Origin of the sequence: Williamsia phyllosphaerae (genome assembly GCF_014635305.1) — a bacterium.
Lineage (GTDB): Bacteria > Actinomycetota > Actinomycetes > Mycobacteriales > Mycobacteriaceae > Williamsia_A > Williamsia_A phyllosphaerae.
Genome location: NZ_BMCS01000001.1, coordinates 779995 through 793555, shown reverse-complemented (window position 1 = coordinate 793555; position 13561 = coordinate 779995). Strand labels below are relative to the sequence as shown.

Annotated in this window: 10 protein-coding genes and 1 pseudogene; 5 read left to right on the top strand and 6 right to left on the bottom strand. The window is 70.1% G+C overall.

Annotated elements, in window-relative coordinates:
• Positions 1-32: 32 nt before the first annotated feature.
• Positions 33-1508: a cell envelope lipid trafficking protein PgfA gene (gene pgfA / locus IEV93_RS03625; RefSeq protein WP_188486990.1), complete on the bottom strand. Its 1476-nt coding sequence runs from the start codon at positions 1506-1508 to the stop codon at positions 33-35.
• 148 nt (positions 1509-1656) lie between these two features.
• On the opposite strand from pgfA, the pseudogene IEV93_RS03620 reads away from it, so the two are divergent.
• Positions 1657-2736: pseudogene (locus IEV93_RS03620) on the top strand (acyltransferase family protein); the annotation flags it as partial.
• Between the two features lie 14 nt (positions 2737-2750).
• On the opposite strand, the gene IEV93_RS03615 reads toward IEV93_RS03620, so the two are convergent.
• From IEV93_RS03615 to IEV93_RS03605, 3 genes are all read right to left on the bottom strand, one after another.
• Positions 2751-7079, bottom strand: coding sequence for an alpha-(1->3)-arabinofuranosyltransferase (locus tag IEV93_RS03615; protein ID WP_229704864.1), 4329 nt, complete (start codon positions 7077-7079; stop codon positions 2751-2753).
• A gap of 16 nt (positions 7080-7095) precedes the next feature.
• Positions 7096-7296: a DUF2613 domain-containing protein gene (locus IEV93_RS03610; RefSeq protein ID WP_188486988.1), complete on the bottom strand. Its 201-nt coding sequence runs from the start codon at positions 7294-7296 to the stop codon at positions 7096-7098.
• Positions 7297-7373: 77 nt separating this feature from the next.
• The gene (locus tag IEV93_RS03605; RefSeq protein WP_229704863.1) at positions 7374-7895 is read right to left on the bottom strand and encodes a universal stress protein; all 522 of its coding nucleotides are present in this window, start codon (positions 7893-7895) and stop codon (positions 7374-7376) included.
• A 91-nt stretch (positions 7896-7986) separates the two neighbouring features.
• Between IEV93_RS03605 and IEV93_RS03600 the strand changes: the two genes are divergently transcribed.
• From IEV93_RS03600 to IEV93_RS03590, 3 genes are all read left to right on the top strand, one after another.
• Positions 7987-9207, top strand: a complete 1221-nt coding sequence (locus IEV93_RS03600) for a glycoside hydrolase family 3 N-terminal domain-containing protein (protein ID WP_188486986.1) — start codon at positions 7987-7989, stop codon at positions 9205-9207.
• A gap of 428 nt (positions 9208-9635) precedes the next feature.
• A complete protein-coding gene (locus IEV93_RS03595; RefSeq protein WP_308690806.1) occupies positions 9636-10247 on the top strand; it encodes a TetR/AcrR family transcriptional regulator in 612 nt (203 codons plus the stop codon).
• Between the two features lie 56 nt (positions 10248-10303).
• A complete protein-coding gene (locus IEV93_RS03590) occupies positions 10304-10930 on the top strand; it encodes a TetR/AcrR family transcriptional regulator (protein WP_188486984.1) in 627 nt (208 codons plus the stop codon).
• Here the strand turns inward: IEV93_RS03590 and IEV93_RS03585 are convergent.
• Positions 10916-11707 (bottom strand): SDR family oxidoreductase, encoded by a 792-nt coding sequence (locus IEV93_RS03585; RefSeq protein ID WP_188486982.1) that lies wholly within the window; start codon positions 11705-11707, stop codon positions 10916-10918. The genes IEV93_RS03590 and IEV93_RS03585 overlap by 15 nt on opposite strands.
• 126 nt (positions 11708-11833) lie before the next feature.
• Here IEV93_RS03585 and IEV93_RS03580 point away from each other — a divergent pair, with 126 nt between their 5' ends.
• The gene (locus IEV93_RS03580; RefSeq protein ID WP_229704862.1) at positions 11834-12739 is read left to right on the top strand and encodes a helix-turn-helix domain-containing protein; all 906 of its coding nucleotides are present in this window, start codon (positions 11834-11836) and stop codon (positions 12737-12739) included.
• Here IEV93_RS03580 and IEV93_RS03575 read toward each other — a convergent pair.
• A complete protein-coding gene (locus IEV93_RS03575) occupies positions 12701-13558 on the bottom strand; it encodes a hypothetical protein (protein ID WP_188486978.1) in 858 nt (285 codons plus the stop codon). The genes IEV93_RS03580 and IEV93_RS03575 overlap by 39 nt on opposite strands.
• Between the last annotated feature and the right edge of the window lie 3 nt (positions 13559-13561).

Here is a 13561-nt window from a genome sequence, read left to right as displayed (position 1 = left end):
CCAGACGGACGATTTCCGTCGCTGAGATACCGCTAGCGGTTGTCCGGGCCCCGCCAGGGATCGTCACGGCGGGTCTCGGCCGACCCGGGACCGTCCGGGTCGGACCAGCCGGCCTGCGACGGGTCGTCGGTGACACGCGGGATGTTCTGTGTCGCATCGTCATCGGTGCCGCCCGAGCCGCCGGCGTTCTTGCGCAGGTCCGGGAACACCGTGGTCGGTCGGTCGGACGCCCCGTCGTGATCGGGGTCGCGGTATCCGGGGTCGCGGTAGTCGGAGTCACGGAACGCCGAATCGTCCGGGCCGTCGTCGTCGTGGGTGGCGACCGGGTAGTACGGATCGGTGTCACCGCCCGCGGTGGCGGCACGGCGACGCGGTCCGCGCAGCAGCAGGAAGACCCCGGCGACCAACGCGATGGCACCGAGCACGCCGAAGACGATCGGCAGCCAGCGGCCCCACAGCCGGATCGGCGACGCGAGATCCTTGGCGTCGTCGGCCAACGACTCCTGCGTCTTCTGGTCGTAGACGAAGGTGGCGTCGAGGTTGGTCAGTTTGTAGTCGCGCAGGGCGGCCGGTGCGTCGTCGCTGACGCCGGAGATCTTGAAGTACTCCTCGACGTGTTCACGCGCGTTGATGATCGTGCCGCTGACCGGATCGACGTACAGATCGCGAGTTGCCTTGTGGTACAGGTCGGCCGGGAGCTTCTGGGTCCGGTCGATGTCGGGGAAACCGCCGTACCAGGACGACGCCTGGCTCAGCGTGGTGCCCTGCGGCGACTGGCCGTTGGCGTCCTTGAGGCTCGCGAGGTTCGCCTCGGGCACGTCCTGTGTGTAGTGGAAGACCTTGACGCCGTTGATCTCCGAGGAGTCGACGTACTTCAGCGGGCTCGAGGTACGGGTCGTGAGGTCGAAGTAGTTGTAGTTCTTGGACTTGTCGACATCGAACGGGAACCGGTACTGCAGGCCGGTGCGGTCGGGGATGGTGACCGTCTTGTCCGACGCGTCGAGCTGGACCTCGGAGCTGCCGCCCCCGCCGAGGGCGGGCAGTGCGGTGCTCCGGTCGGTGGTGACGCGGTCCTTGGTCGCGAGCAGGAGGGCGCCGAGGCAGCCGCCGCCGCTGGTCGAATCCGAACTGGGCGCAACGGTTTCGCCGGAGATCTTGACCTGGTTGATCCTCGTCGAGGTACCGGCCTGGAAGGTGACCTTCTCGGAGTTGGCCGGCTTCACCACGACCACGCGCTGCTGGCGGGTGAGGTTGGCGTCGGAGACCTCGGGCTTGGTGTCCGACAGCGAGCAGCGGTTGAGGATCTGTGCGGGCAACGCCTGGCTGCCGGTGCCGCCATCGGGTCGCTGCGACGACGCCACCGTGGTGAAGTCGGTGTCCATCGGGGTCTTCTCGAGCTGGCCCACGAGGTACAGCGGGGAGGCGATCGCGACCACCACCAGCAGTGCACCCACGAAGATGAGGACAGGCCCCACGAGTTCCCGGACCGACATTCGGCCTGACGCCATGGCGCAAACTCCTTTTAGAACTTCTCGTGTCGGTGTGGTGAGCGAGCGCATTCCACCTTGCGAGCGAGACTAACAGCCTGGCCGATCGCTCCGGCGCTGCTAGACGGCGATTTGTCGCCTGTGACCGGACCCCGGGTAGTTTCGGCGCATGGTCACCAGTGTCGGCGCCGACGACCGCCCCCGCGGGGCGCCGCTCCGTCCCGGCTTCATCCCGGCCCTCGAGGGCATGCGGGCGCTCGCCTCGATCGGCGTGCTCACCACACACGTCGCCTTCCAGACCCGGTCGGTGGACGGCTCGGTGCTCGGGGCCGTCTGGGGGCGCCTCGACCTGGCCGTGGCCCTCTTCTTCGCGCTGTCCGGGTTCCTGCTGTGGCGTCCACATGCTGCCGCGGCCAGGGGCGGACCGGCCGCGCCCGGGTTCCGTCGCTACCTGCGGCATCGGGTGGTCCGGATCTGGCCCGCGTACCTGGTGGTCGTGGTGTTCGTCCTCGTCCTGCTCCCAGACGCACGCGGCGCGACCCCTACCGTCTGGCTGGCGAACCTGTTCATCGCCCAGATCTATGTCCCGCTGTCGTTGACGCTGGGGATGACGCAGATGTGGACGCTGTCGGTGGAGGTCAGTTTCTACGCACTGCTGCCGCTGATCGCGTTCTCGGTCGTGCGCCTGCGCGGAGACCGCGCCCGGCTGCGGATCCCGCTGCTCCTGGCCGCCGCCGGGATCAGTCTGACGTGGGGATGGGTGGCCGAGGCCCTGCCGCTCGCCGCCGGGGTGGCGCCGAAGAACTGGCTGCCCGGTCACCTGCCGTGGTTCGTGGTGGGGATGGTCCTGGCCGAGATGGCGGCCGCACCGACGCGGGGTCGGATTGCACGGTGGCTCGCCGGGCACCGGATGATGACGACGGTGGTGGTCATCGCCGCCTACGCGGCGGCGTGCACACCGGTGGCCGGTCCCACCGGGCTCGCCGAGGTGTCGTCGGCCCAGTTCGCGGTCAAGATCGTCCTCGGTGCGATCGTCGGCTTCGGCTTACTGGCCCCGATCGTGCTCCGCCCCGACGGTCGGTTCCGATTCCTGGACTCGGCGGTGATGCAGGCTCTGGGACGGTGGTCCTACGCGATCTTCATCTGGCACCTGGCCGTGCTGTCGGCGGTGTTCTCTCTGTTCGGGTTCGGGGTCTTCGGTGGATCGATGTGGGCCGTCTGGTCCCTGACGCTGCTCATCACCATCGGGGTGTCGGCGGCCAGCTACGGCCTGATCGAGGAGCCGGCACGTCGAGCGATGCGCGACGCCGAACGTCGCCGCAGCGAGCGGCGCCAGACCGCGACCGATCGCGAGGCGGGCAGGGCCCCGGCGGCGACGAGCGTGAGCGCCGCCAACGCGGGGAGCTGAACCCACCAGCTGAAACCGGTGTAGCCCGACGGTGACTGCCACGGGCCGAGCGACAACCCGGCTGCGGCCAACGTGAACAGCGCGGCGACCACGAGCGGGAGCGCGCGGGGACGACGCCGCCGGATCCACTGACCCGCCGCGGCGGTCGCGAGCGCCGCCAGGGCGCCGGGCCATCCGGTGAGCAGGGTCAGTGCGACGACGAGCGCACCCGCAGCGGCAAGCGGTGCGCGGATCGGCGTCGCGACCGGCAGGCGGTCGTCGCGGGTCGGGCGCCGTCGGCCGATCAGCGTGGCGCCGAACAGGGCCGCGACCGCGAGCAGCCCGATCAGCAACGACCACCGGTAGGGGCGGTCCAGCGGGTAGTCCAGCGTGATCGTCCCCGCGACACCCGCGGGCACGATCCACCCCTGCTGCCAACCGTCGACGACGATCGGCGTCAGTTCCTGCCCGCCGGCCCGGGCGTGCCAACCCGGGTTCTGTGACTCCGGCACCACGAGGACGCGGGACTCAGCCGAGGCGGGAACGGAGACGGTGCGGTGATCGGCACCCCACTCCTGTGGTGCCAGGGCCTGCTCTCGCTCCGAGCCTTGCTGCGCTCGATTCTCACCCGGCGACCCGGGCCCTGTGCGCGTCAGTGTCGCCGAGTCGACCGTGAACGCCGCCCCGGGGGTGATCGACACCTGCTGCTCACCCGCGGGCAGGGCGAGCGAGTCCGCGCCGCAGGGGACCGCCGGGACCGGGTCGCCGTCGAGAAGGCTGCGTGCGGTGGTGGTCACCGTCATCGGGACCACGCGGCCCGCGACGGCCAGCCCGACGCCCGCGTCGCAGCCCACCGTCACGACACGGTCGGGCGACGGTGCGGGCGGTGCACCGTCCACGGTGATCTCGGCGATGCCCACCGGGGACTGCTTCGCGAAGCCGAGGCTGTTGACGTCGATGAGGTCGGCCGTCGCCAACACCGTCACCGACACCCGGTCGGTCACCGCGGGGTCGAGGGTGATGCGACCGCTCGCGGGCAGCGTCCGGACCTGGCGCCCGGTACCCAGATCGACCGCGACCCGCACCGGCGCAGCCGGATAGAGCCCGCGGGGTCGGGTGATGGTCATCGCGGAGACACGCTGGGGTGCGGGCAGCGTCAGCCGTAGCGACGGCGGCGCGGCGCCCGGTGTGGTGGTCGACTCGGGTGCGATCCACGCCGTCCGGGGGTCGCCGTCGACCGCCGCCGAGGCTGTCCCGCGGGGATCGACGACCAGCGAGGCGCCCTGGGCGCGCACCGATCCCGCGGCCGTCAGCAGGGTGGTCAGGGCGGTGCCGGGAGCACTGCGCAACCAGACCCGCGGGGCGACGTCGACGGACTCGGGCACCGACAGCACCCGGGTGAACACGCCGGGCTCCTCGGGCGCCAGCGCCAGCGCCGCCGAACACCGCGTGACGTCGGTGTCGGCCGCGCACGCCGTCCGACCGCCGAGCTCGGTGCCCAGATCCCACCCGGCGACGGCCCGTCCCGCGACCAACGGCGGCAGGACGACGCTGTGGCGGATGGCCAGGTCGGCGCCCGCCCGGGTGTCGGTGAGCGACATCTCCGCGACGGCGAACTGGCTACCCGCGGTGTTGTTGTCGGTGCCGATGGCGCGCACCTGGATCCAGCGCGTCGGTCCGCTGGGTGCGACGATGGTCGTCTTCGCGCCCGGGGTGATGCCCTGGGCGACCGAACTGCCCGCCTCGGTGGTGACCAGCAGACTCGTGACGGGTGCGCCCAGGGCCTTGCCCGGGGTGACGGTCACGGCGAGGTCGGACCGTGGGCGGGTGAAGTTCACCTGCAGCCACTGACCCACCGCGGAGTCGATTCCCCGGCTGATCCACGACGTGTTCGGGTCGTCGTCGAACGCCGCCGCGGTCGAGTTGGCAGGCGACGTCTGCCCCAACTGCGTTGCGTCCGATGCCGATCCGGACGCGGTCACCGACACCTGATCCGGGGCGCCGTCGAGCAGCCACTGCCCGCGGACCAGACCGGCGCCCGGTACGGGGTAGTCGGGCACGGCGTTCTGGGTGGAGCGTCGGTCCCCGGGGGCGCGGATGGCCGAGCTGTGGTCGTCGACGCGACCGAAGTCCGTCTCCCGGTCGGTCGGCGTATCGGTCACGATCGCCCCGGACGCGCCCGAGTCGTCGACGCCGGCGCGGCGCGCGTCGGCGTCGAGCAAGGTCGGTCCGAGCGGCGTCGCCCCGGTTCGTGCGGCGTGATCCTGCAGGCGCGCCAGCGATTCCGGACCACCGACGATGCGCGGCATCGCATCGAGGTCCACCAGCGACGGCCCGGTGCCCCCGGTGGCGGTGCCGTCCGGGGATGCGGACGCCGACCGGACCGCGAAGATCTGGATCGCGGGCAGCCGCGGCGCCAACCCGTCGTCGCCGACGATGCCCTTGATCGTCCGAGGACCCACCTCGGGGCCGAACCGCGCGACGCGCACCAGCCCGGGCGACGAGGTCAGGGCCTGCTGGGCGAGTATCGGTCGCGCCGACCGCGATGCGGTGGGATCGAGGTCGGCCCGCAGGACGACGTAGCCGACCCCCTGTCGGGCCAGGGTCGCCGCCATCCCCGCCGACCCCCGACCCGAACTGATCAGGCGCTGCACCGAGTCCAGCGCCCGGATCGCGCCGGGCGGCACCAGCGGGATCGCGTCGCGCACGGCCCACGGCACATCGGCCAGGGGTTGCAGCGGCTCGTCGCGGGTCAGTCCCCAACTCTGGTCGGCCAGTGGCGCCCCCGGCACGACGAGGCTGCGTTCGGGGTGCTCGGCGGGACCGGAGTTCTCCTTCAGCCAGTCGGCGGTCTGTGACCAGTAGTCGGGGATCGCGTCGTAGGTCCCCTGCGGGGCGATGCGTCCGGTCCACACCAGCGACCCGGCGCCGACCACGGCGACCAGCAGCGCCATGGTGGCTGCGAGCGCCGGCGACCGTTCCGGATGGGCCGCTGCCCGACCTGCCTGCGGCCAGGAGACGGTGCCCGGCAGCGGGATACGGGCGATCAGATGCGCGATGCCCAGGACGAGCGGGACGCGGATCATCGGGTCGAATTTGTGGACGTTGCGCAGGGGCGCGCCCGCACCGTCGAGGAACACCCGGATCGGTTCGGCCACCGGCGAACCGAGCTGCCCGGCGAAGCCCAGACACATCAGCAGCAACCCGACGACGAGCGCGGTGACGAGTCGTCCTCGTCCGGGCATGCGGCGCATGGCGAGTCCCGCGAGTCCGGCCGCCGCGACCACCCCGGTCGCGACCACGGCCGCCGGCTGGTTCACCAGCAACGACCCCGCCACCCGTTCCGGTGAGACGAACGGAGTCCACGAGCTGGTACCGCGCAGGACCTCGGTGAGCGAGGTCCACTCCGTGGTCACCCGCGACGACTCGATGAAGTCGAGGAACGGCGGGCTCACGCGCGACAGGATCAGCAGCGGGACGATCCACCAGGCGCACGCCAACGCGACCCCGAGCGCCCACCAGCCGGTGAACCGGACCCACCGCGCGGCGGGCCCGGCGTGCGCGGAGCCGAAGGACACCGGGGCGTGCGCAAGCCACCACACGACGGCGATGCCGCAGGCGGCCAGTGTCGCGACGGCGTTGACCGCACCCATCAACGCGACCGCGCAGGCCGATCGGAACGCCAACTGACGCAACGACGATCGCAGTTGTGGGTGGTCCAGGGCGATGACGACCGGGATCAGCACCCACGGCGCGAGCATCATCACCGTCGTCTCCGAGGAGATCGATCCCAGGGTGGTCAACACGCGGGGACTGAGCACGAACGCAGCGGCCGCGACGATCCGGGAGCCGCGGGAACCGATGCCCAGCGCCTCGGCGAGCCGGACGATGCCGAGGAAGCCGACGAAGACCAGCACGGCCCACCACAACCGCTGGGTGATCCACGGCGACAGACCGACGACGTCGCCGAGGACGAAGAACGCGCCGTGCGGGAAGAAGTACCCGTAGGCCTGGTTCTGGACCTGACCGAGGGTGGCCTGCGACGTCCACAGATGCGTCGCGCGGGCGAGGAAGCCGACGGGGTCGGCGGTGAGATCGAGTTTGGTGTCCGCGGCGATGGCGCCGGGGGACTGGACTAACGCGAAGACCAGGGCGGCCACGGCCGCGAGAACGACCCCGCGCCGGGTCAGACGCTGATCATCCACCGAGCGGGGACGAACGTCAGTTCTGCACTCCGGCGTTGTCACGCGTGCCGTAGTCGACCGAGCCCTTCACGAAACCATTGTCCGCGTTGAAGCTGTTGACGTCGGTCGACGGGTTGTCGTCGGAGGAGATGTACCCGCCGAGGAACACGACCGCGATGGCGACGATGACGCCCATGATCCCGGCGATGGCTCCGGCGATGAGGCGGTTGTCGGTCATGGGTGTGGTGCTCCTGAGGTCGACGTCGTACTGCTCGCGTCGAAACTACCATCCGGCCCGTCCGGTTCCGGTGCCGCTCAGGGGCGCGTGGCGGCGGTGGCGTTCGCGGTGCACCGGGCGGGCACGACCAGCACCGGTCGCCGGCAGTGCTTGAGGACCGCCTCGGCGACACTGCTGTGCAGCAGCGCCTTGAGTCCGGACGCGCCGCGGGTGCCCGTGACCAGCACGTCCACCGCCAGCTCGTCCGCGGCGTCGACCAGCGCACCCCACACCGTGGAGTCGACCTCGGCCAGGCGTCCGTCGGCCTCCATCCCGCAGGCACGAGCCCTCTCGACACCCCGCGCGTTGAGGGTGGAGGCCTCGATCCGGAGCAGTTCGTCGACCTCGGTGTCGACCGAGACGCCCACCATCGTCTGCATCCCGCCCGACAACGACGACAACCGCGCGGTCTGATGCGACCCGGTCTCCCAGGCGGTGACCACGACAGCTCGCCGACCGGCGAGGAACCGACCCGCGTAATCGATTGCCCGATCCGCGTTCTCGGTACCGTCGTACGCGATCATGATCAGGTCCGAGGTCTGCTGGTCCGTGGCTGCCATGATGGTCTCCTTCGTCACCTGCGGTGTGGGACGAGAATAGTCCGTGGACTGGGCATTCGTGCGGGAATCATGCCGTGTCAGACTGCTTGCCATGCGGAAAACGGAGGCGCGTCGCCGTCAGGGTGTGGCCGTCGGTGTGGTGGGTCTTCTCGCCGTGCTGGTGGGTTGTGGCAGCGGGGCCGACGGTGTCGCGACCTCGACCAGCAGTGCCGGTTCGACGAGCTCCGCGGCAGCTCCCTCGGCGACGTCGTCGGCGCCGAGCAGCTCGAAGGCGGTCGCCGCCGGATGCGCGTCGCCCGTCGTGGCGTCGATGTCGTTGCGCGACAAGCTGGCCGCGATGCTGGTGGTCGGGGTGAGCGGAACGCAGGACGCGCGTCGCGTCGTCGACACCTATCACGTGGGCGGGATCTTCGTCGGCAGCTTCACCGACTTCTCGATCCTGGCGAACGGTCGCCTGAAGGCGATCGCGGCGCAGTCGAAACGGCCGCTGATGGTGACGGTCGACCAGGAGGGTGGCCGGGTCTCGCGGCTCTCCGAACTGGGTATCGACAGCCCGTCGGCGCGTGAACTGGCGTCGACCTCCACACCTGCGCAGGTGCGCCGCATCGCCGCGAAGACCGGTGCCGGACTCAAGCGTCTCGGGATCAACGTCGACTTCGCGCCGGACGCCGACGTGAGCGACGAATCCGACGACGAGGTGATCGGCGACCGGTCGTTCTCCGACGACCCGGCGGTCGTGGCCCGCTACGCGAGCGCCTTCGCCGACGGACTGCGCGACGCCGGCGTGATGCCGGTGTTCAAGCACTTCCCCGGCCACGGTCACGGCTCGGGCGATTCGCACACCGGCACCGTCCGCACGCCGCCGCTGTCGGAGCTGAAGAACGACGACCTCGTGCCCTACCGCACGCTGCTGCCGGGACCGGCGACCCGCGCGGTGCCGACGGCCGGGGTGATGGTGGGGCATCTGATCGTGCCCGGACTCACCGGCGATGAACTACCCGCGAGCATCTCGGCCCCGGCGATGCGGCTGTTGCGGAGCGGGGCCGGTTACGGCGGGAAACCGTTCGACGGCCCGATCTTCACCGATGACCTCAGTGGGATGGCCGCGATCAGCGCGCGGTACGGGATCGAGGAGGCGGTCGTGCGGGCGTTGACCGCCGGCGCCGACCTCGCGTTGTGGCTGAGCACCGACAAGGTCCCCGATGTGCTCGCCGCTCTCACCTCGGCGGTGCGGGAGAAGCGGCTGCCGCAGGCCCAGGTCGACCGGTCGGTCGCGCGCAACCTGCGAGCGACCGGTGCGGGTGCCTGCTGACGCAGCTGATCGAGACGGCGTCAGCGGGCACTACGCGGGTAACGCATCCGGACACGAGCTGTCCGCGTCACCACCGGACTGGTGGGACGATAGATGCGTCTCCGAACGAAGTACCCCACGTAGAATTCGTTCGGAATCGCGTAGTGCCCGCAGGTCCGTGCGCGTCGGATGTCCCTGTGTGGGACGCGACGCCGCGAGCTCCGCGGCCCCGGGAGTACTCCCCAATATCCCGAAGCCGCGAAATGACAAGGAGGGTGACGGTCGAAACAGCCAGTGAGCTCACGATCGTCATGAGCACCACCGTCCACATCAAGACATCACCCAACGGAACTTTCCTTCCGATTGACCGAGCAGTGCCCCCCGAGACATTCGTCCCTCCGCACTGCTACTGTCGTCCTCATGCACCGTTACGTTACAGCTTGTAATGTATGATGGTCAACACCGGGAGACCACGAGATTCATCGATTGACGACGCCATTCTCGATGAGGCAGCGAGAATGATCGTCGAGATCGGTTACGGCGCGACGACCATCGATGCGGTGGCTCGCGCCGCCGGCACGACGCGTCCGGCGATCTATCGCCGGTACGCGTCGCTGGCGCAGATCGTATCCGCGGCCATGAGCTCGCGCGTGGTTTTCGACCCCCGCACGGACTCGGGTGATCTGCCCTCCGACTTCGACGCACTGCAGAAGCAACAGATCGCTTTCTTCACCGATCCCCTGGTCGTCCGGGCCATGCCCGGCCTGATCGAGGAGAGTTCGCGCAACGACACCCTGCGTTCGCGTCTGTTCGAGGACATCATGACGCCGCGTCGAGCGGCCGTCCGCCGGGCCCTCGACCAGGCCGCCCGCCGCGGGGACATCACCGCCGGTTCCGATCCGGACGAGATCTGCGACCTGCTGACCGGGCCGCTCCTGCTCCGTACCCTGATGCCCGCTCTCGGCGCGGTCGACACCCACCTGGCCGAGGTCACCGTCGCCGCGGCGCTCGACGCGGTGGGTTATCGTCGGGCCGACGTCGCCACGGTCGAACGTTCGTAACTTACTGCCTGGTAAGTTGAGGTCTTCGGTTCGGACCGGGCGGAAGGCGGTGGACCATGGCCGGTGGCACGAAGAGGCTCCCCCGCGCGGTGCGCGAACAGCAGATGCTCGATGCCGCCGTATCGGTGTTCGCCGAGAAGGGCTTTCGCGACACCGCGATGGACACCATCGCCGCCGCGGCGAACATCAGCAAGCCCATGCTGTACCTCTACTACGGATCCAAGGACGAGCTGTTCGCCGCCTGCGTGAACCGTGAGGGCAGCCGGTTCATCGAGGCCATGACCACCGGGTTCGACCCGAACCTCAAGCAGCGCGACCAGGCCCGCACCGTCATCTACGAGTTCCTGCACTTCGTCGACACCAACCGGGCGTCGTGGCGGGTGCTCTACCGGGTGGCCACCGCACAGTCCAACTTCACCGCGATCGTCGACGCGAGCCGCGCCCGACTCATCGAGATGATCGCCGACCTGCTCCGTCGGGGTACGACGGTCGAGGGCGCGACCGAGACCGACTTCGAGTTGATGGCGGTGGCGCTCGTCGGAGCCGGCGAGGCCGTCGCCGATCGGATCACCGAGGGCGACATCGATCTCGACAGCGCCACCGATCTCGTGTTCGGCATGGGGTGGCACGGTCTGGCCGGCGACAAGAAGGTCAGCGGCGAGCACGTCTCACAGATCGGGTAGCGGCAGCTCCATGTTGGGTTTGACGATCCCGCCGTCGATCTCGAGGATCTTCCCGGTCGTGTAGGACCCGGCCGCCGACGCGAGATACAGTGCCGCCGCGGCGATCTCGTCGGTGTGGCCGATGCGACGCAGTGGCGTCGCCTGCTCCAGTCCCGTGCGCATGCCCTCGTCAGAGGTGACCATCTCCAGTGCCGAGGTGGCGATCGCACCGGGTGCGATGGCGTTGACCCGGATCCGCGGTGACAGGTCCTCGGCGGCCAGGCGGGTGTAGTGGGCGAGTGCGGCCTTCGCGGTCCCGTAGGCGGCGAACGCCCGACCGGGTAGCCGTCCCATCGCCGAGGTGATGTTGATGATCGATCCACCGTCGGCGTTCTCCAGCATCAACGGCACCGCGGCACAGGTCAGGGCATGCGCGGTCGAGACGTTGAACCGGAACGCCCCCTCGAGCGCCTTGACGCTGGTGTCGAGCAACGCGCTCGGCATGGTGCCGCCCACGTTGTTGACGACGATGTCGAGCCGGCCGAGTTCGTTCTTCGCGGTGCCGGCCAGACCCGCGGTGACCTCTGGATCGCTGAGATCGGCCGCGACCACGACGGCGCGGCGCCCCAGTGCGCGTACCCGCTCGGCGACCTCGTCGAGCTGGGACTCGGTCCGCGATCCGATGACGACGTCGGCGCCCGCCTCGGCGAACGCGTACGCGATGGCGGCCCCGAGTCCGCGACCGGCGCCGGTCACCACCGCCACCTGCCCGTCCAGTCGGAATCGGTCCTGGATCATCGGCGCTCCCTGAGAGTGATGACGAATATTCGTCGTTACGTGGTCTATCATTTCGACGCGCCGCTCAGTGTAGGGACGGCCGTTCGAACTGACAAGCATGTTCCTTGCCGTGAGAGGACTCGCCCTGTGGTCGATCGATCTCCGTCGCCGCCGACGCGTCGGGTCATCGAGGTGGTGGGGATGCTGGCGTCCGCCGACCGCCCGATGGGGGTGGGCGAGATCGCCGCTGCGTTGGGCATCGCCCGGGCGACGGCCACAGCGGTGGTTCGCGAATTGGCCGACGCCTCGTGGGTCACCCGGGACGCCGACCGTCGTTATGCGGTGGGACCGGCACTCGCCGGTATCGGTGGGCGCCTCCCCGTGGGCGGCTCGGTCGCCGAACGCCTCGAGGTGCTCGCGAGGCAGGTCGGGTGCGGGGTGACGTTGAGTCGCATCGATGTCGGTGCGCTCAGGGTGGTGGCGAAGGCCCACGGCGGTGACCGGGACATCCCCGGTGTGCCGGTGGGACAGCGTGTTCCGCTCGCCTACCCCGCCGGCGCCGCGGTCATGCCCTGGCGCGAGGGTGCCGAACGCGACGGGTGGGTGGCCGGCGCCGACGACGGTGATGCCGCCGAGCGCCTGCTCGGACTGGTGCAACACCGTAGGTACGCGATGTTCCGGCCGACGTCGGGGGACGCGGGACTGGTCGACGTGTTGGCCGACCTGCTCGACGTCGTCGGCGGCGATCTGTTGAGACCACGACTGCGTACCAAGGTCCTGACGCAGTTGTCGGCGCTCACGGCCCGGGCCTACACCGCGGCCGAACTCGACGACGACGGTTCGCTGCCGGTCAGCTACCTCGCGGCGCCGGTCGTGGTCGACGGGAAGGCGATCCACGAACTTCAGATGGGACCGCTGCGGTCGGCCGTCACCCGCGATGAGCGCAATGCCTACATCGGTGCGCTGACCTCGGCGGCGGCCGATCTGGCGCGCGATCCCGGCATGGGGAGCCCCTCAGTGTCCCGTCCGGTCGAGCCGGTAGTGCAGTCGTAACGCGAGGCGTCCGAACACGCGGAGGTGATGGTCGGTGCGTAACACCCCCTCGTCGTCGACGAAGACGTGAAACGTCTCGTGGAGCGGGAGCATGGCCGCGTACCACCGGTTTCGCACCCGCGCGGTCACGTAGGCCCCGTCCGCTCCGTGGGTGCGTGAACGGGAGTGCAACCACAGCGAACCGTCGTCGCCGAGACGAGGGGTGAGGAACACCTGGACGTTGCCCTCCTCGAGCGGGAAGGTGACCTTGACGTGCGGCTGGACCGCGTCGCCGGGTGCAGCCACCTGGTAGAAGCCGCTGTAGACAGGGGAACGGTCCGAGCGGAGTGTGCGCAGCCAGGCGGCGCCGTCGCGACGACCGTCCGGGGTGTCGATGACATGGACCCCGCTGGTCATCCCGCGGCTGACCGACATCGGCGAGATCGGCAGTGCGAGTTGCTGGATACGACGCCCGAACACCCGTGTCACCAGTGCTCCGCCCGGCGCGAAGAGCGGGTTCCACTGCGACCACACCTCCATCCGCCACGCCGCGGTGTGCTCGTAGAAGTCACGCACCAGTGGGTCGATGCCCGCGGACTCGAACTCGGGTCCGTCGAGCAGGTCCACACGGTCGATCAGGCCGTGGTCGGCGGACCGTGGGCGGACGAGGCCGCGTCGATCGAGGGCGTGCAGCCAGTCGTCCCCGACCTCGCCGCGCTCGTTGTGCGGCGCGGCCAACCATCGGGAGCCGCCGGTGAGGTCGACCCGCGTCCCGGTGACCCGCCACCACAGACGGGTGGACAGGTCCAGCGCACCGAGGGAGCGTGTGCGGGTCGGCACGGC

Excerpts from the sequence above, each read along its gene's own strand:
- pgfA (WP_188486990.1), bottom strand. The coding sequence starts at position 1,508 with ATGGCGTCAGGCCGAATGTCGGTCCGGGAACTCGTGGGGCCTGTCCTC.
- IEV93_RS03610 (WP_188486988.1), bottom strand. The coding sequence starts at position 7,296 with ATGACCGACAACCGCCTCATCGCCGGAGCCATCGCCGGGATCATGGGC.
- IEV93_RS03605 (WP_229704863.1), bottom strand. The coding sequence starts at position 7,895 with ATGGCAGCCACGGACCAGCAGACCTCGGACCTGATCATGATCGCGTAC.
- IEV93_RS03600 (WP_188486986.1), top strand. The coding sequence starts at position 7,987 with ATGCGGAAAACGGAGGCGCGTCGCCGTCAGGGTGTGGCCGTCGGTGTG.
- IEV93_RS03595 (WP_308690806.1), top strand. The coding sequence starts at position 9,636 with ATGATGGTCAACACCGGGAGACCACGAGATTCATCGATTGACGACGCC.
- IEV93_RS03590 (WP_188486984.1), top strand. The coding sequence starts at position 10,304 with ATGGCCGGTGGCACGAAGAGGCTCCCCCGCGCGGTGCGCGAACAGCAG.
- IEV93_RS03585 (WP_188486982.1), bottom strand. The coding sequence starts at position 11,707 with ATGATCCAGGACCGATTCCGACTGGACGGGCAGGTGGCGGTGGTGACC.